Below are 16299 nucleotides of genomic sequence, written 5' to 3' on the forward strand. Positions count from 1 at the left end.
CAAACCAGGCGAAAAGCGTGTCTGCGCTGTCGCAGCACTCGGTAGGGCTCGTTATACTACCGGGCCACTTACGCAACCCCTAGCCCCAGTCGTAGCGGGTGTTGCCTGATACTCACCTCTCCTCTTCGAGCTGCCGCATCCATGAGTCTGTTCTCTGCCGTCGAAATGGCTCCGCGCGACCCCATCCTGGGCCTCAACGAAGCGTTCAACGCCGACACCCGTAGCACCAAGGTCAACCTGGGCGTGGGCGTCTACACCAACGAAGAGGGGCGAATTCCGCTGCTCCGTGCCGTGGCCGAGGCAGAGAATGCGCTGACCGCCGCCCACGCACCCCGTGGCTACCTGCCGATCGAAGGCATCGCCGCCTACGACAAGGCCGTGCAGACCCTGCTGTTCGGCACCGACTCGCCGCTGATCGGCGAAGGTCGCGTGATCACCACCCAGGCCCTGGGCGGTACCGGCGCCCTGAAGATCGGCGCCGACTTCCTCAAGCGCCTGCTGCCCGACGCCACCGTCGCCATCAGCGACCCCAGTTGGGAAAACCACCGCGCCCTGTTCGAGTCCGCTGGTTTCCCGGTGCGCAACTACCGCTACTACGACGCCTTCAGCAACGGCGTGAACCGTGGTGGTCTGCTCGAAGACCTGAAGAACCTGCCGGCCCGTTCGATCGTCGTGCTGCACGCCTGCTGCCACAACCCGACCGGCGTCGACCTGACCCTGGAAGACTGGAAAGCCGTCCTCGAGATCGTCCGCGAGCGTGAGCACGTGCCCTTCCTCGACATCGCCTACCAGGGCTTCGGCGATGGCATCGAGCAGGATGCCGAGGCCGTGCGCCTGTTCGCCCAGTCCGACCTGACCTTCTTCGTCTCCAGCTCGTTCTCCAAATCCTTCTCGCTGTATGGCGAGCGTGTCGGCGCCCTGTCCATCGTCACCGGCTCGAGCGATGAAACCGCTCGCGTGCTGTCGCAGGTCAAGCGCGTCATCCGCACCAACTACTCCAACCCGCCGACCCACGGTGCCAGCGTGGTTGCTGCCGTGCTCAACAGCCCGGAACTGCGCGCCATGTGGGAAGCCGAACTGGGCGAAATGCGCGACCGCATCCGCGGCATGCGCCTGGCCATGGTCGAGCAACTGGCGGCACTGGGTGCCAAGCGCGACTTCAGCTTCGTCGCCGAGCAGCGCGGCATGTTCTCCTACTCCGGCCTGACCACCGAACAGGTCGAGCGCTTGAAGAGCGAGTTCGGCATCTACGCAGTCGGCACCGGCCGCATCTGCGTGGCGGCGCTGAACCAGCGCAACCTGCCGGTCGTGACCCGCGCCATCGCCGAAGTGCTCTGAGGCCATCAGGGGAAGTCGGCGAAGGCTTGACTTCCCCTTTTTAATCAGTAGGATACGCGTCGTTGTTCCGCGATAGCTCAGTCGGTAGAGCAAATGACTGTTAATCATTGGGTCCCTGGTTCGAGTCCAGGTCGCGGAGCCAAGTTCAAGAAACCCGGCCACTAGGCCGGGTTTTTTATTGCCTGCAGGACTCTCACCAGAGACTACTTCCCCGGTTATTCGCTGCGCTCACCCTTTCGGGGCCGCGCTGAAGCGCGTTCAGCTGCGCTGTCGAGTCCAGGTCGCGGAGCCACGTTCAAGAAACCCGGTCACTAGGCCGGTTTTTTTATTGCCCGCCGGACGCTCGCCAGGGACTGCGTCCCCGGTTATTCGCTGCGCTCACCCCTTCGGGGCCGCGCTGAAGCGCGTTCAACTGCGCTGCCGAGTCCAGGTCGCGGAGCCACGTTCAAGAAACCCGGTTACCAGGCCGGTTTTTTTATTGCCTGCAGGACGCTCGCCAGGGGCCGCTTCCCCGTTTGCTCGTCAGCCACGCCTCCTGATTTACCTCTCCCGCTTCGCCCCTCCCAGCCTCCCTAAAACCTTCAAAGCGATAAATGGCGCCACCTCACTCATGACACCTCATAAGTTCTCTGATAGTTTTTTACGTAACTCGTAAAGTTTCAATAACAGCCATGAGGTTCCATCATGCAACGTGAAGAAATCGAGGCGCTGTTCGACCAGCACGCCGCATCCTATGACGAGCAATGGGCCAACCTGGCCCCCATGCGCGATGCCCTGAACCTGCTCATCAGTTCGGCGCTGTCCGCCTTGCCAGCCGATGCCCATGTCCTGTGTGTCGGGGCGGGAACGGGCAGTGAAATCCTCTACCTGGCCCAGCAATTCCCCGGGTGGCGGTTCACGGTGCTCGAGCCCTCTGCCGCGATGATGGAGGCGTGCCGGCGCCGCACGGAAGCACACGGGATCGCCGCTCGCTGCGACTACCACACCGGCTACCTGGAAACGCTGCCATCGGGGCGGCGCTTCAACGGCGCGACGTCGCTGCTGGTGTCGCAGTTCATCCTGGACCGAGAAGAACGCACGGGCTTCTTCCGCGAGATTGCCGAGCGGCTTGTCCCTGACGGCTACCTGTTCTCCGCCGATCTTTCGGCCGATCAGGGAACGGACGACTACCGACGCCTGCTGGACGTCTGGCTGCGGATGCTGACACGGGCGGAGGTGCCGAAGGAGCGCGTGGATCAGATGACCCGGATGTATGCCCGGGATGTCGGGGTGCTGCCGCCCGAGCAGGTCGGCACGATCATCCGCGACGGCGGCTTCAATCCACCGACGCCGATTTTCCAGGGCGGACTGATCCACGCCTGGTTCACCACCCTCGCTCCTTTACCTGACTGATCGTTGCCGCCGGGCTTGTACCCGTACAAGCCCCTGGAAAGCAGAAAGGCCGGTCAGTGACCGGCCTTTCGTTTGTCAGTTGACGCTCAACTTGCTGCGGTTGCGCTCCAGGATCGCCTCGCCGATCCCCTTCACCTCCAGCAGCTCATCCACCGAGGTGAAGTTACCGTTGGCCTCGCGGTAGTCGACGATAGCCTTGGCTTTCGCCGCCCCGACGCCATTCAGCTCGCGGTCCAGGGTCGCCACGTCGGCGGTGTTCAGATTGACCATGGTCACGCTGACAGCCGATGGCGTTTCGCTGGTGGGCGCAGTGCCCTGCCCGGTTTGCGCCGAGACGGCCAGGGAGGTGCCGACCAGGCAGGCGAACAACAGGGTGCGGAGAGTGTGCTTTCGCATGATTGAACATTCCTTTGTATGAGAGATGACGCGACGTGAATGCGGAACATCCATGCGCCGCCTCTATCAATCTAGCCACGCTAAAAGTTTTGTCAAATAACAGTGCACTCATGATCGATCCACAGACTCTATCTCGATCATTCAAAAGATGCATTTCTTCAATCGAATGCCGCGCACTACCCTGAGCCTCACAGATAACAATTCTCATCCGAGGTGCGCCATGCTCAAGACCCTGACCTTCACCATCATGCACTTCTGCATCGCCTTCGGCGTGACCTACGCCTTGACCGGCAGCGTGGCGGCCAGCGGCCTGGTAGCAGCCATCGAACCGCTGTGCAACTCGGTCGGCTTCTACTTCCACGAGAAAGTCTGGCAGCGCATCGAGAAGGCCCCGAGCCGCGCCGCCGAGCGTCCGGCCCACGCCTGGTTGCACCACCAGGCGTAACCGCCGCAGCCGATCAATTCACCTCGCCACCTCTTTATCGAAGGGGGCTATCCCGCCCCCTTGAGCAATCCGCTAAGATGCCCGGCTTTGCCACCATGCGCGCCGATCATGCCAGCTACCGTCCGCTTTCCTGCCGTCAGCTACCTCATTGCCTGCTGTTTCGCCCTGCTTGCTCTGGCAGGCCTGTGGTACGGCATCGGCCGTCCCGTGGAGCTCGCCGATGCGGCGACGCCCACCCATAAACTGCAGTGCGCCTCGTACACCCCGTTCGACAAGGACCAGTCGCCGTTCGACCAGCCCCTGGCGATTCGCCCGGAGCGCATGGACGCCGACCTGGCCTTGCTGTCCCAGCGCTTCGAATGCCTTCGCACCTATTCGGTGACCGGTCTGGAAGAACTGCCGAACCTGGCGCGCAAGTACGGGCTGAAGTTGATCGTTGGCGCCTGGGTCAGCCGCAACCCGCAGGACACGGCCATCGAGATCGAAGGGCTGATCAAAATGGCTAACCGCCATCCCGACATCATCAAGGCGGTGATCGTCGGCAACGAAGCGCTGCTGCGCAAAGAGGTCACTCCGGGCCAACTGATTACCCTGATCGAGCAGGTCAAGGCGAACATCGCGCAACCCGTCACCTACGCGGACGTCTGGGAATTCTGGATCAAGCACCCGGAAGTCGGCCCTGCCGTGGATTTCGTCACCATCCACCTGTTGCCGTACTGGGAAGACAACCCCGCCGGTATCGACACCGCCCTGCACGAAGTAGCCGAGGTTCGCCAGGTATTCGGCAAGACCTTCGCGCCCAAGGACATCCTGATCGGCGAGACCGGCTGGCCGAGCGAAGGCCGCCAGCGTGAAACCGCCGTGCCGAGCCTGGTCAACCAGGCGAAGTTCGTGCGCGGCTTCGTCGCCATGGCGGAGCAGAACGGCTGGAACTACAACCTGATCGAGGCCTTCGACCAGCCCTGGAAACGCGCCAGCGAAGGCGCGGTGGGCGGTTACTGGGGGCTGTTCGATGCCGACCGCCAGGACAAGTCGATCCTGGCCGGTTCCGTTTCCAACCTGCCGCACTGGCCCCTCTGGCTCGGCCTGAGCCTACTGCCGTTCGCCATGACCCTGCTGCTCGCCGGGCGCCCGCACTCCACCCGCGCCGCCTGGCTGCTGCCGGCCCTCGGCGCCGTGGGGGCAGCGAGCATCATGCTGTGGGCCGAACTGGCCTGGGTGACGAGCCGTTACCTGGGTGAATGGCTGTGGGCAGCGGCTCTGCTGGGCTTGAACCTGATCGTGCTGGCCCATGGCGCCCTGATGCTGTCCGAGCGCAATGGCTGGCGTGCAGGGCTGTTCGAGTGGCTGGACCGCCGTGGCGCGTGGTGGCTGGCGGCAGCCGGCTTCGCGGGTGCGGTGATGATGCTGGCACTGGTGATGGACGCTCGCTACCGCAGCTTCCCCAGTGCCGCCCTGCTGTTGCCGGCGCTGGTCTATGCGTGCCGCCCGCCGTACGGGCTGCGCCGCGAGGTCGCCCTGCTGGCCCTGCTGATCGGCGCCGGCATCGCACCGCAGCTGTTCGAGGAAACCCTGGATAACCTGCAAGCCATCGGCTGGGCGCTGGTCAGTGCCCTGCTGGTGGCCGCCCTGTGGCGCAGCCTGCGCCGCCGGGCCGCCTGATTCCCAGGCTCAGACAGCCGCAGGACGCGGCGCGCGCACCAGACGCAACAGTGCCAGCACGATGGCGAAGACCGCCAGGCTGGCGCTGTACAGAATCAGCGCCGGCAAGCCAAGCAGCAGGCCGGGAACGGCCAGCCGGACGCCCCAGGTCCCTGGCAGCACGAAGGCCACCAGCGCACACAGCAGCGCGCCCCAGGCGATCACCCGGTGGTGGATCAACCAGCCCATCTGGCCTCGGATCTCACACGCCAGCACATCCGGGGTATCGGCGCAGATGCCGACCCACTGCGCCCCTTCCATCAGGCCATAGCGCAGCGCATAGCTGCCAACCACGCAAAGCACGGCGGCAACCGCCAACAGAATCCAGGGCAAAGGGCGAGACATGCGACACTCCGGCATGATGAACGGCGCCCAGAATAATCTTCACCACGGCGGATGCAAGCCCTTGTGAGGGCTCGGGCGCTTGCCATCGGCCCAACTGCCAGCGGTTCTCTCACCAGCGGCTGGCAAGCCGCCGACGTTCGCCCACCTCAAGAACAGCGAACAGACGCCAAGGTGTAGGATCCATAGCCCTTGGGCGGCTTGCGAAACACCATCCGGCAAAAAATTTATACCGGCAGGCACTTGGTTATCATCACGCGGTCATAGATGATCTGTTCATTAAGCACGTTCTCTTCTAAAGGGACTTAGCCATGTCGTTGTTCCCTCGCCTTGCTGTGTTCATTGGCGGTCTGATTCTCGGTGCGCCTCTCTGGGCCGCGGATATCGATGCCCAGACCTACGGCTACCCGCTGACCAATCCCTTCGAAGCCACCATCGCCACCACGCCGCCCGAGCTGCGCCCGCAGGTGCCGGCGGACGCCGATATCCGGCAGAACGATTACCAGCTCAAGCTGCGCCCCGAGCGCGAGTTCCAGCTGCCGGACAACTTCTGGCCGGTGACCAAGCTGCGCTACCGCCTGGCCGAGCAGGACGGCGCGGCGCCGCTGATCTTCATCATCGCCGGCACCGGCGCGCACTACGGCAGCACCACGGCCGAATACCTGAAAAAGCTGTTCTACGGCGCGGGCTACCACGTGGTGCAGCTGTCGTCCCCCAGCAGCTACGACTTCATGGCCTCGGCCTCGCGCTACGCCACCCCGGGCATCAGCAGCGACGACGCCGATGACCTGTACCGGGTGATGCAGGCGGTGCGTGCGCAGCACCCGCGCCTGGCCGTCACCGAGTTCCACCTGACCGGCTACAGCCTGGGCGCCCTGCATGCCGCGTTCGTCAGCCAGCTGGACGAAACCCGCCGCAGCTTCAACTTCAAGCGGGTGCTGCTGCTCAACCCGCCGGTCAACCTGTACACCTCGATCACCAACCTCGACCGCCTGGTGCAGACCCGGGTCAAGGGCATCGACAACAGCACCACGTTCTACGAGCTGGTGCTGGCCAAGCTGACGCGCTACTTCCAGGACAAGGGCTACGTCGACATCAACGACGCCATGCTCTACGACTTCCAGCAGTCCAAGGAACACCTCACGGACGAACAGCTGGCCATGCTGATCGGCACGGCGTTCCGCTTTTCCTCGGCCGACATCGCCTTCACCTCCGACCTGATCAACCGCCGCGGCCTGATCACCCCGGTGGAGCACCCGATCACCGAGGGCACCAGCCTCACGCCGTTCTTCCGGCGCGCCCTGCAGTGCGACTTCGACTGCTACATCACCGAGCAGCTGATTCCGATGTGGCGTGCGCGCTACGACGGCGGCAGCGTCAGCCAGCTGATCAACCAGGTCAGCCTGTACGCCCTCGAGGACTACCTGAAGAACAGCAGCAAGATCGCCATCATGCACAACGCCGACGACGTCATCCTCGGCCCCGGTGACCTGGGTTTCCTGCGCCGTACCGTGGGCGATCGCCTGACCGTCTACCCGCTCGGCGGGCACTGCGGCAACCTCAATTACCGCGTCAACAGCGACGCCATGCTGGAGTTCTTCCGTGGCTAAGACCTTCAACCGCATCGCGCTGCTGAGCCTGCTGTTCGCCGCCGGCCTGGCCCAGGCGCAACCCGTCGACGACGATGGCTTCAAGCAACCCCTGCAGAACCTGCAGTTCAACCCGGGCCTGGATCAGCGCGAATTCGAGCGCTCGACCCTCAGCGCGCTGGAGGTGCACGACCCGCTGGAGTCCTGGAACCGCCGCGTGTACCACTTCAACTACCGTTTCGATGAGTGGGTGTTCCTGCCGGTGGTCGATGGCTACCGCTACGTCACCCCGACGCTGGTGCAGACTGGCGTCAGCAACTTCTTCAGCAACCTCGGTGACGTCCCGAACCTGCTCAACAGCCTGCTGCAGCTCAAGGGCAAGCGATCGTTGGAAACCACCGCTCGCCTGCTGCTCAACACCACCATCGGTGTGGCGGGCCTGTGGGACCCGGCCACCCGCATGGGCCTGCCTCGGCAGCGGGAAGATTTCGGCCAGACCCTGGGCTTCTACGGCGTACCCAGCGGCCCCTACCTGATGCTGCCCCTGCTCGGCCCGTCCAACCTGCGTGACACCGGCGGGCTGGTGGTGGACTTCAGCGCCGAAAGCGCGATCAACTTCCTCAACGTGGCGGAAGCCAGCAGCAACCACCCCGAAATCACCCTGCTACGGGTGGTGGATCAGCGCTCGACTACCAATTTCCGCTACGGCCAGCTCAACTCGCCGTTCGAGTACGAGAAAATACGCTACTTCTATACCGAGTCGCGCAAGCTGCAGATCGCGGAGTAAGCCCGAGCACGCCTGAAACAAATCGATTTAATCGATAGGAATCAGGCGAATTTCGCACCCAACGATCTGTTTGATCCACGTAGCATGGGCACCACATGATCAATGAGGTGTCCCATGCAATCACCACGTCGCGTACTCGCCATCCAACCCGGCCAGCCGGCCTCCGACGGTGCGGGCGTTCGCCTGAACCGGGTGATCGGTGGCGCCGGCATCGAGCGCTTCGATCCGTTCCTGATGCTCGATGAATTCGCCTCGGAAAACCCGGACGACTACATCGCCGGCTTTCCGCCCCATCCGCACCGCGGTTTCGAAACCATCACCTACATGCTCGAAGGCCGCATGCGTCACGAAGACCACCTGGGCAACGTCGGCCTGCTCGGCAGCGGCGGTGTGCAGTGGATGACCGCCGCACGGGGCATCATTCACAGCGAGATGCCGGAGCAGGAAAGCGGTGCCATGCGTGGCTTCCAGATCTGGCTCAACCTGCCAGGCAAGGACAAACTGGGCGAACCGGGCTACCGCGACATTCCGGCCAGTGAAATCCCCCGCCTGACCACCGACCAGGGCGTCGAGGTGGTGGTGATCGCCGGGCAGTTCGACGACGGTCAGGTGCAGCAGGCCGGCGTGGTGCAGCGCCCGCATACCGAGCCCCAGCTCTTCGACCTGCGCCTACCGGCCGGCGCGCAGATCAGCCCGCACCTGCGCGATGGCCAGCGGGTGATGCTGTATGTCTACGAAGGCACGCTGGAACTGGCGGGCAGCAGCCCTCAGAGCGTCGGGGCCGGGCGACTGGTGCGCCTGTCGGATGAAGGCCTGCTGCAATTGAGCAGCGCCAAGGGGGCGAAGGTGTTGTTGCTGGGCGGGACGCCGCTGGGCGAACCCATCGTGCAGTACGGCCCGTTCGTGATGAACTCGCGGGAAGAGATCGAACAGGCCCTGCGGGACTTCCGCGACGGGGTGCTGGCGTGAAGCCCCGGGAGGGTTCGCGCCCTCCCCTTACTGCGCGTACTGGCGGTACAGGCCGGGCGGGATACCGCTGCTGTCGGTCGGCTGCCACGGACCATTGGGGTTGGTGGCCCAGCTCCAGCCCTTGTTCCACCGGTAGTAGGTGCGTTCGCGGTAGAACAGGTCGCGCTCGCTGCTGATCACGTAGACGCCCAGGCTGGCGTCCCAGTGGCTTTGCACGCCGGGTGGTGGTGCGAAGCGCGGATGGGACTTGGTGACGGGCACATCCTTGATCGGCGCGGTGGTCGGGGTGGTACAGCCCCCCACGACCATCAGCGCGGTCGCCAGCAACAGCGGCTTCAACGCGTTCATTGCCCTTTGACCTCCGCGGTATCGATCACCAGTTGCTGCGCCTCGCGGGTGCTGCTCGCCAACGGCGCACTGTTGCCTACCCACTCCCCGGCGGTTGCGTCGCCTTTGCGGGAGATGCGTGCCACCAGTTGGACCTGGTCGAAACCGGACAGTTTCAGTTGCGGCATCATCGCGTCGCTATCGGACAGGCTGACCTCGGCCGGCAGGTCGGCCACGGTCAGGCGCTTGACCGCCAGCGGCATGGGCGGGCCGGAGGCCGCACGGGCGAACACGAACACGCTGTCACCGGGCTGGACCTTGTCCTTCAACGCCGGCGCCAGGTACACCTGAACGGTCAGTTGCCCTTCTGTGGTGGCGGCTTCGGCGGTCGGTGCCTGAGGCGCTGCAGCAGCGGCGTCCGGGTTCACCTGGCTACGGGCGCGGTCGATGCCGCCCTGGATCGCCTGGCGAGACGGGTCCTGCTCAGGTAATACGGCCACCAGACGCTCCCAGAAACCGATGGCCTCGGCGAAACGACCGTCCTCGTAGGCGGCGATCCCCAGCAATCCCAGGCTCGTGGCATCTTCGGGGTCGGCCCGCAGCGCTTCGTCGGTCAGGCCCTGCAGTTGCTCGGTCCATTGTTTGTTGCCACCGAAGTACAGGGCCTGGGCCCATTGGCCCAGCAACTCGGGCTGACGCCCGGCCAGGGCCACGGCGCGCTCGAAGGCACGGGCGGCATCGCTGGCGCGCTCCTGGGCCATGTAGGTGCGACCCAGGAAGTACCAGCCTTCGGCCGAATCGGGGTTTTCCTTCAGCGAGGCTTCCAGACGCGCGGTCATCTCTTCGATGCTCTTGGGCTGCTGGACGAAGGAACGAACCTGCTCGACCTCTTCGATGGCGCCCCAGTGCAGGTACAAGGCACAGCCCAGCAGCGGCACCAGGATGGCCGAGAACAGCGGAATCTTCCCGCCCAGCACGCCCACGCCAACCTGGCGCTGCGTGCCTTCGGTGTCGGCCAGCAGTTCGCGGGCGGCTTCGTCGCGGCCCGCCTGGGCCTGCTCGTCGGTGAGGGTGCCGGCCTCGCGCTGGGCTTCCAGCTCGCGCAGGCGCTCCTGGTACAGCGTCACGTTGAGGGCGGTACGGTCTTCTTCAGCCTGGGCCTTGCGCCCACGGAGCACGGGGATCAGCAGAAAAGCCAGGGCGACCAGCAACAGCAGGCCGGCGGACAACCAGAAATCGATCATCAGTCTTTCTTATCCTGAGGCGTTTGAGGGGTAGACGGCTGACTGAGCAGCGCATTCAGGCGCTCCTGCTCGTCGTCCGACAGGCCCGGGGCGACGCTGGCCTTCTGGCCACGGCGACGCAGGACGATGAAACCGAGCAGCACGAAGCCACCGCCCAGCAGCACGGCCGGGCCGTACCACAGCAGCATGGTGCGGGGGGTGACCGGCGGCTTGTAGAGCACGAAGTCGCCGTAGCGGGCCACCAGGAAATCGATGATCTGCTGGTTGTCCTTGCCCTCTTCCAGCATGCGGTAGATTTCCGCCCGCAGGTCCATGGCGATCGGCGCATCCGAGTCAGCGATGTTCTGGTTCTGGCACTTCGGGCAACGCAGCTCTTCGATCAGGTTGCGGTAGCGTTCGCGCTCGGCCTGGGTGGCGAATTCATAGGTATCGATGGCGGCCTGGGCAGTGCCGACCACGGCCAGCCCCAGCAGCGCAGCGGCGAGCCAGCGTTTCATTGCGCGCCCTCGTCGACCAGTTCGCTGTAGATCGGCGCCAGTTGCTCGCGCCAGACGCGTTCATCGATGGTGCCCACGTACTTGTGGCGGATGATGCCCTTGGCGTCGATGAAGAAGGTCTCCGGCGCGCCATACACGCCCAGGTCCAGCCCCAGGCTGCCCTTGGCGTCTTCGATGTTGAGCTGATACGGGTTGTGCAGGTCGCGCAGCCACTTCTGTGCCGGTTCGCGCTCGTCCTTGTAATTGACGCCGTGGATCACCACGCCGGCTTCGGCCAGCTTGTTGAGCACCGGGTGCTCATGGCGGCAGGCCGGGCACCAGGTGGCCCAGACGTTGACCAGCGCCGGCTTGCCCTTGAGGTCAGCCTCGGTCAGCGTGCGCCCCGGCTCGTCCAGCGACGGCAGGGAGAACGCCGGGAACGGCTTGCCGATCAGCGCCGAGGGCAGCTCCGACGGATCGAGGAACAGGCCGCGGTAGAGGAACACCGCCACCCCGAGAAAGAGCACCAGGGGCAACAACAGAATCAGTCGTCTCATGCTTGCGCTCCAGCCATGCCCAGCGCGTCACGCACGCGGGTGCGGACCTTCATCCGGTAGCGTTTGTCGGCGGCCGCCAGGAAGCCACCCAGGCCCATCAGCAAGGCGCCCAGCCAGATCCAGCGAACGAACGGCTTGATGTGTACCCGCACGGCCCAGGCACCGTCTTCCAGCGGCTCACCCAGGGCGACGAACAGGTCGCGGGTGATACCAGCGTCGATGCCCGCTTCGGTCATCACCGCCTGCTGCACGGTGTACAGGCGCTTCTCGGGATGGAGCACGGCGATCTGCCGCTCGTCCTCGAAGATGCGAACGGTGCCTTTGTCCGAGGTGAAGTTCGGGCCTTCGTGATGGACCGCGCCTTCGAAGACGAAGCGGTAGCCGCCCATCTCGACGGACTCGCCCGGCGCCATGCGCATGTCGCGCTCGAAGGTGCCGACGCTGGTCAGCACCACGCCCAGGGCGCAGACCGCCATGCCCAGGTGCGCCAGCTGCATGCCCCAGTAGCTGCGGGTCAGCGAGCGCAGGCCCTTGAGCAGGCCGGCATGGCGGGTCTTGTCGAGAATGTCGCGCACCCCGGCCAGGATCACCCACGCCGACAGCAGCCAGACCGCCAGGACCGCCCAGTTGAAATCACCGACCAGGAAGGTCGCCACCACCGCCATCACCACACTGCCGATCAGCACCGGCGCCAGCATGCTCAGCAGCCATTTCACCGGCGTATCCTTCCAGCGCACCAGCACACCGACGGCGATCACCGCCATCAGCAGCGCCATCAGCGGGATGAACAGGGCATTGAAGTAAGGCGGGCCAACCGACAGCTTGGCGCCCGTCAGTGCGTCGAGCACCAGCGGATAAAGGGTACCGAGCAGGATCATCGAGGCCGCCACCACCAGCACCAGGTTGTTGACCAGCAGCAGCGTTTCCCGGGACCACAGGGCAAAGCCGACCTGGCTCTTGACCACCGGTGCCCGCAGCGCGAACAGCGCCAGCGAACCGCCGACCACCAGCAACAGGAAGGCCAGGATGAACACGCCACGCTCAGGGTCGCTGGCGAAGGCATGCACCGAAGTCAGCACGCCGGAGCGCACCAGGAAGGTTCCCAGCAGGCTCAGGGAGAAGGCGGCGATGGCCAGCAACACAGTCCAGCTCTTGAAGACGCCGCGCTTTTCCGTGACAGCCAGCGAATGGATCAGCGCCGTGCCGACCAGCCAGGGCATGAACGAGGCGTTTTCCACCGGGTCCCAGAACCACCAGCCGCCCCAGCCCAGTTCGTAGTAGGCCCACCAGGAACCGAGGGCGATACCGATGCCGAGGAAGGCCCAGGCGACGATGGTCCACGGGCGCGACCAGCGTGCCCAGGCGGCGTCCAGGCGCCCGCCGAGCAAGGCGGCGATGGCGAAGGCAAAGGCCACGGAGAACCCGACGTAGCCCATGTAGAGCATCGGCGGATGGATGATCAGGCCGAAGTCCTGCAGCAGCGGGTTGAGGTCACGGCCATCGGCCGGGGTGTTCATCAACAGGCGCTCGAACGGGTTCGAGGTGACGATCAGGAACAGCAGGAAACCGATGCTGATCCAGCCCATCACGCCCAGCACGCGGGCCAGCATCTCTTCCGGCAACTGGCGCGAGAACACCGACACGGCGAAGGTCCAGCCGGCCAGGATCAGCGCCCACAGCAGCAGCGAACCTTCGTGGGCGCCCCACACGGCACTGAACTTGTAGTACCAGGGCAAGGCGGTGTTGGAGTTGTTGGCCACGTAGGCGACGGTGAAATCGTCCACCATGAAGGCGTAGGTCAGGCAGATGAAGGCGAACAGCAGGAAGGCGAACTGCCCCCAGGCGGCCGGCTGCGCCAGGCTCATCCACTGGCGATCGCCGCGCCAGGCGCCGATCAGCGGCAGGGTGGCCTGTACCAGGGTCAGGCACAGCGCCAGGATCATGGCCAGGTGGCCCAGTTCAGGAATCATTTCGCGGCTCCCTGGGTGGCGGCATCATGCTGTTGCTTCATCCCGCTCTTCTCGAGCGCCTGCATCACTTCCGGTGGCATGTAGTTCTCGTCGTGCTTGGCCAGCACTTCATCGGCCACCAGCACACCTTCGGCGTTCAGGCGACCGAGGGCGACGATGCCCTGCCCTTCGCGGAACAGGTCAGGCAGGATGCCGGCGAAGCGGATGGTCACGGACTTGGCACCGTCGGTGACCACAAAATCGGTTTCCAGGGAGCTGTTGGAGCGCTTGACCGAGCCTTCCTCGACGAGGCCACCGGCGCGGATACGGGTGTCCTGAGGGGCTTCGCCGTTGGCGATCTGGGTCGGTGTGTAGAACAGGTTGATGTTCTGCTGCAACGCGCTCAGGGCCAGGGCGACGGCAATGCCGACACCGGCGAGAATCGCCAGAATGATGTACAGGCGCTTCTTGCGGACAGGGTTCACTTCGACTCCTCCCGGCGCAAACGACGCGCCTCGTCTTGCAGATAACGGCGGCGCGCCAGGACCGGCAACGCGACATTCAGAACCAGGATCGCCAGGCTGATGCCATAGGACGACCAGACATAGGCACCGTGGGTGCCCATGGCGAAGAACTCGGACAGCGAGGCGAAACTCATGCGGACCTCCCGACCTGGGCCTTGATCTCGGCCTTGGCCCAGCTGCTGCGGGCTTCGCGGCGGAGCACCTCGAGGCGCATGCGCAGCAACAGCACGGCGCCGAAGAAACAGTAGAAACCCAGCACCATGATCAGCAGCGGCAGCCACATTTCCATGGGCATGGCCGGTTTTTCGATGACGCTGAAGGTGGCGGGCTGGTGCAGGGTGTTCCACCATTCCACCGAGTATTTGATGATCGGGATGTTGATCACGCCGACGATCGCCAGCACGGCGCAGGCCTTGGCGGCGCTGTCGCGGTTGGTGATGGCCTGGGACAGGGCGATCACCCCGAAGTACAGGAAGAGCAGGATCAGCATCGAGGTCAGGCGCGCGTCCCAGACCCAGTAGGTGCCCCAGGTCGGCTTGCCCCAGATGGCGCCGGTCAGCAGGGCGATGGCGGTCATCCAGGCACCGATGGGGGCGGCCTGCTGCAAGACGACGTCGGCCAGTTTCATCTTCCAGACCAGGCCCACCACGCCGGCGACCGCCAGCATCACGTAGATCGACTGGGCGAGGAACGCAGCGGGAACGTGGATGTAGATGATGCGGAAGCTGTTGCCCTGCTGGTAGTCCGGCGGCGCGAACGCCAGGCCCCAGACCAGGCCGACGGCGATCAGCAGCACAGCCGCGATGCTCAGCCAGGGCAGCCAGCGGCCGCTGATCTCATAGAACCACTTGGGCGAGCCCAGTTTGTGAAACCACGTCCAGTTCATCAGTCTACTCACCAATCTCCGGGGTAAGGATCACACGCGGTGGCGCGACCGTCCCCGATAGCACGGTTATGGGTTACTCAGCGACGCTGATCGTCAGACCGGCGGCGATGGCAAAGGGTGTCAAGGTCACCGCCAGCGCGGTGAGGCTGGCCAGCCACAACAAGTGACCGACCGCCGGCAATCCCTGCAGGCTGGCCTGTAGCGCCCCGCTGCCAAGGATCAGCACCGGGATGTACAGCGGCAGAATCAGCAGCGCCAGCAGCAAGCCGCCGCGCTTGAGGCCCACGGTCAGGGCCGCACCCACGGCGCCCAGCAGGCTCAACACCGGGGTTCCGAGCAGCAGCGACAGAAGCAGTATCGGCAGGCAGCGCCCGGGCAGACCCAGCATCAGGGCCAGCAACGGTGCCAACAGCACCAGGGCCAGCCCGGAAAACAGCCAGTGTGCCAGCACCTTGGCCAGAACCAGAAGAGGCAGGGGGTGCGGCGAAAGGACCCACTGCTCCAGGGAGCCATCCTCGAAATCACTGCGGAAAAGCCCGTCCAGCGAGAGCAGCACGGCCAATAGCGCCGCCACCCAGACCAGGCCCGGAGAAAGGGTTTGTAACAACTGGGTCTGCGGGCCGACCGCCAGGGGGAACAGGGCGATCACGATGGCGAAGAACACCAGCGGATTGGCCAGCTCGGCTGGACGGCGGAACAGCAGGCGTGCCTCGCGGGCAACCAGCAGGGTGAAAACACTACTCATGGCTGGCGTTGCCCCAGGTCAAGCTCGCGGTAGCCGGCCGGTTTGACCGTCAGGGTGTGGTGCGTGGTCAGGACCACCAGGCCGCCCTGCTCGCAGTGCGCCGCCAGGTGGTTCTCCAGTTGCGCGACCGCCTGTTTGTCCAGCGCGGTGAAAGGCTCGTCGAGAATCCACAGCGAAGGGCCTTTGAGGTACAGGCGCGCCAGACCGACGCGGCGCTGTTGCCCGGCCGACAGGGTGTGGCACGGCACGTCCTCGAAACCGCGCAGGCCGACCGCCTCCAGCGCTGCCCAGATTTCCTCCCGGGAGGCCGGCTGGTGCAGGGCGCAGAGCCAGGCCAGGTTTTCTTCGGCGGTGAGCAGGCCCTTGATGCCCGCCGCATGGCCGATCCACAGCAGGTTGCGCGTCAATTCGCCGCGCTGCCGGGCCAGGGGCTGGCCGTTGAGAAGAATTTCACCCGCGGTGGGTTGCATCAGCCCGGCCAGCAGGCGTAGAAGACTGGTCTTGCCACTGCCGTTGGGCCCTGCGATCTGCAACATCTCGCCGGCTGCCAGGCGCACGTCCAGGCGCTCGAACAGCATGCGCCAGTCCCGCTCGCAGGTGAGCGCGACGGCTTCGAGAAAAGGGCTGGTCAA

At 64.9% G+C, this 16299-nt stretch carries 19 protein-coding genes and 1 tRNA gene; 8 read left to right on the forward strand and 12 right to left on the reverse strand.

The features are described from left to right. Positions 1–141 precede the first annotated feature (141 nt). From N5C28_RS01940 to N5C28_RS01950, 3 genes are all read left to right on the forward strand, one after another. The gene (locus N5C28_RS01940) at positions 142–1338 is read left to right on the forward strand and encodes an aspartate/tyrosine/aromatic aminotransferase (RefSeq protein ID WP_279819481.1); all 1197 of its coding nucleotides are present in this window, start codon (positions 142–144) and stop codon (positions 1336–1338) included. Positions 1339–1404: 66 nt separating this feature from the next. After that, positions 1405–1480, forward strand: a tRNA-Asn gene (locus tag N5C28_RS01945). Positions 1481–2022: 542 nt separating this feature from the next. Further along, complete coding sequence (locus N5C28_RS01950) at positions 2023–2730, forward strand: class I SAM-dependent methyltransferase (protein ID WP_279819482.1); 708 nt, start codon at positions 2023–2025, stop codon at positions 2728–2730. Positions 2731–2805: 75 nt separating this feature from the next. Here the strand turns inward: N5C28_RS01950 and N5C28_RS01955 are convergent, their stop codons facing one another. Continuing rightward, complete coding sequence (locus N5C28_RS01955) at positions 2806–3126, reverse strand: ComEA family DNA-binding protein (RefSeq protein WP_279819484.1); 321 nt, start codon at positions 3124–3126, stop codon at positions 2806–2808. A 220-nt stretch (positions 3127–3346) separates the two neighbouring features. Here N5C28_RS01955 and N5C28_RS01960 point away from each other — a divergent pair, with 220 nt between their 5' ends. Next, on the forward strand, positions 3347–3571 hold the full coding sequence (locus N5C28_RS01960; protein WP_279819486.1) for a DUF2061 domain-containing protein: 225 nt from the start codon (positions 3347–3349) through the stop codon (positions 3569–3571). Between the two features lie 108 nt (positions 3572–3679). Further along, positions 3680–5233 carry a glycosyl hydrolase family 17 protein gene (locus N5C28_RS01965; RefSeq protein WP_279819488.1) on the forward strand — a complete coding sequence of 518 codons (1554 nt, stop codon included), beginning with the start codon at positions 3680–3682 and terminating at the stop codon, positions 5231–5233. Positions 5234–5242: 9 nt separating this feature from the next. Here the strand turns inward: N5C28_RS01965 and N5C28_RS01970 are convergent, their stop codons facing one another. Next, positions 5243–5617 (reverse strand): hypothetical protein, encoded by a 375-nt coding sequence (locus N5C28_RS01970; protein WP_279819490.1) that lies wholly within the window; start codon positions 5615–5617, stop codon positions 5243–5245. A 308-nt stretch (positions 5618–5925) separates the two neighbouring features. Between N5C28_RS01970 and N5C28_RS01975 the strand changes: the two genes are divergently transcribed. The 3 genes from N5C28_RS01975 to N5C28_RS01985 all read left to right on the forward strand — a co-directional run bounded on the left by N5C28_RS01975 (position 5926) and on the right by N5C28_RS01985 (position 8959). Beyond that, positions 5926–7224, forward strand: a complete 1299-nt coding sequence (locus N5C28_RS01975) for a serine/threonine protein kinase (RefSeq protein ID WP_279819493.1) — start codon at positions 5926–5928, stop codon at positions 7222–7224. A gap of 13 nt (positions 7225–7237) precedes the next feature. Next, the gene (locus N5C28_RS01980) at positions 7238–7990 is read left to right on the forward strand and encodes a VacJ family lipoprotein (protein ID WP_279820318.1); all 753 of its coding nucleotides are present in this window, start codon (positions 7238–7240) and stop codon (positions 7988–7990) included. Between the two features lie 114 nt (positions 7991–8104). Further along, positions 8105–8959, forward strand: a complete 855-nt coding sequence (locus N5C28_RS01985; protein ID WP_279819495.1) for a pirin family protein — start codon at positions 8105–8107, stop codon at positions 8957–8959. A 27-nt stretch (positions 8960–8986) separates the two neighbouring features. Here the strand turns inward: N5C28_RS01985 and N5C28_RS01990 are convergent, their stop codons facing one another. The 10 genes from N5C28_RS01990 to ccmA all read right to left on the reverse strand — a co-directional run bounded on the left by N5C28_RS01990 (position 8987) and on the right by ccmA (position 16299). Further along, positions 8987–9268, reverse strand: a complete 282-nt coding sequence (locus tag N5C28_RS01990; protein WP_347881251.1) for a hypothetical protein — start codon at positions 9266–9268, stop codon at positions 8987–8989. A gap of 35 nt (positions 9269–9303) precedes the next feature. Next, positions 9304–10530 carry a c-type cytochrome biogenesis protein CcmI gene (gene ccmI, locus N5C28_RS01995; protein ID WP_279819499.1) on the reverse strand — a complete coding sequence of 409 codons (1227 nt, stop codon included), beginning with the start codon at positions 10528–10530 and terminating at the stop codon, positions 9304–9306. Then, positions 10530–11027 carry a cytochrome c-type biogenesis protein CcmH gene (locus N5C28_RS02000; protein ID WP_279819502.1) on the reverse strand — a complete coding sequence of 166 codons (498 nt, stop codon included), beginning with the start codon at positions 11025–11027 and terminating at the stop codon, positions 10530–10532. The genes ccmI and N5C28_RS02000 overlap by 1 nt, the downstream gene beginning before the upstream one ends. Next, entirely contained in the window at positions 11024–11563 is a 540-nt protein-coding gene (locus tag N5C28_RS02005; RefSeq protein WP_279819504.1) for a DsbE family thiol:disulfide interchange protein, read from the reverse strand. The genes N5C28_RS02000 and N5C28_RS02005 overlap by 4 nt, the downstream gene beginning before the upstream one ends. Beyond that, the gene (locus N5C28_RS02010) at positions 11560–13533 is read right to left on the reverse strand and encodes a heme lyase CcmF/NrfE family subunit (protein WP_279819506.1); all 1974 of its coding nucleotides are present in this window, start codon (positions 13531–13533) and stop codon (positions 11560–11562) included. Before N5C28_RS02010 ends, N5C28_RS02005 begins: the two co-directional genes overlap by 4 nt. Then, entirely contained in the window at positions 13530–13997 is a 468-nt protein-coding gene (ccmE, locus tag N5C28_RS02015) for a cytochrome c maturation protein CcmE (RefSeq protein WP_279819509.1), read from the reverse strand. Before ccmE ends, N5C28_RS02010 begins: the two co-directional genes overlap by 4 nt. After that, positions 13994–14170 (reverse strand): heme exporter protein CcmD, encoded by a 177-nt coding sequence (gene ccmD, locus N5C28_RS02020; protein WP_279819511.1) that lies wholly within the window; start codon positions 14168–14170, stop codon positions 13994–13996. Before ccmD ends, ccmE begins: the two co-directional genes overlap by 4 nt. Further along, complete coding sequence (locus N5C28_RS02025) at positions 14167–14925, reverse strand: heme ABC transporter permease (RefSeq protein WP_279820319.1); 759 nt, start codon at positions 14923–14925, stop codon at positions 14167–14169. Before N5C28_RS02025 ends, ccmD begins: the two co-directional genes overlap by 4 nt. Positions 14926–14995: 70 nt before the next feature. Next, entirely contained in the window at positions 14996–15667 is a 672-nt protein-coding gene (gene ccmB / locus N5C28_RS02030) for a heme exporter protein CcmB (RefSeq protein ID WP_279819514.1), read from the reverse strand. Further along, complete coding sequence (ccmA, locus tag N5C28_RS02035) at positions 15664–16299, reverse strand: cytochrome c biogenesis heme-transporting ATPase CcmA (protein ID WP_279819517.1); 636 nt, start codon at positions 16297–16299, stop codon at positions 15664–15666. The genes ccmB and ccmA overlap by 4 nt, the downstream gene beginning before the upstream one ends.

It is taken from the genome of Pseudomonas sp. GD03944 (assembly GCF_029839275.1).
Lineage (GTDB): Bacteria > Pseudomonadota > Gammaproteobacteria > Pseudomonadales > Pseudomonadaceae > Aquipseudomonas.

Excerpts from the sequence above, each read along its gene's own strand:
- N5C28_RS01975 (WP_279819493.1), top strand. The coding sequence starts at position 5,926 with ATGTCGTTGTTCCCTCGCCTTGCTGTGTTCATTGGCGGTCTGATTCTC.
- N5C28_RS01990 (WP_347881251.1), bottom strand. The coding sequence starts at position 9,268 with ATGGTCGTGGGGGGCTGTACCACCCCGACCACCGCGCCGATCAAGGAT.
- N5C28_RS01955 (WP_279819484.1), bottom strand. The coding sequence starts at position 3,126 with ATGCGAAAGCACACTCTCCGCACCCTGTTGTTCGCCTGCCTGGTCGGC.
- N5C28_RS01970 (WP_279819490.1), bottom strand. The coding sequence starts at position 5,617 with ATGTCTCGCCCTTTGCCCTGGATTCTGTTGGCGGTTGCCGCCGTGCTT.
- N5C28_RS02010 (WP_279819506.1), bottom strand. The coding sequence starts at position 13,533 with ATGATTCCTGAACTGGGCCACCTGGCCATGATCCTGGCGCTGTGCCTG.
- N5C28_RS01985 (WP_279819495.1), top strand. The coding sequence starts at position 8,105 with ATGCAATCACCACGTCGCGTACTCGCCATCCAACCCGGCCAGCCGGCC.
- N5C28_RS02005 (WP_279819504.1), bottom strand. The coding sequence starts at position 11,563 with ATGAGACGACTGATTCTGTTGTTGCCCCTGGTGCTCTTTCTCGGGGTG.
- N5C28_RS01960 (WP_279819486.1), top strand. The coding sequence starts at position 3,347 with ATGCTCAAGACCCTGACCTTCACCATCATGCACTTCTGCATCGCCTTC.
- ccmB (WP_279819514.1), bottom strand. The coding sequence starts at position 15,667 with ATGAGTAGTGTTTTCACCCTGCTGGTTGCCCGCGAGGCACGCCTGCTG.
- N5C28_RS01950 (WP_279819482.1), top strand. The coding sequence starts at position 2,023 with ATGCAACGTGAAGAAATCGAGGCGCTGTTCGACCAGCACGCCGCATCC.
- ccmD (WP_279819511.1), bottom strand. The coding sequence starts at position 14,170 with ATGAGTTTCGCCTCGCTGTCCGAGTTCTTCGCCATGGGCACCCACGGT.
- N5C28_RS01940 (WP_279819481.1), top strand. The coding sequence starts at position 142 with ATGAGTCTGTTCTCTGCCGTCGAAATGGCTCCGCGCGACCCCATCCTG.
- N5C28_RS01965 (WP_279819488.1), top strand. The coding sequence starts at position 3,680 with ATGCCAGCTACCGTCCGCTTTCCTGCCGTCAGCTACCTCATTGCCTGC.
- N5C28_RS02000 (WP_279819502.1), bottom strand. The coding sequence starts at position 11,027 with ATGAAACGCTGGCTCGCCGCTGCGCTGCTGGGGCTGGCCGTGGTCGGC.
- ccmI (WP_279819499.1), bottom strand. The coding sequence starts at position 10,530 with ATGATCGATTTCTGGTTGTCCGCCGGCCTGCTGTTGCTGGTCGCCCTG.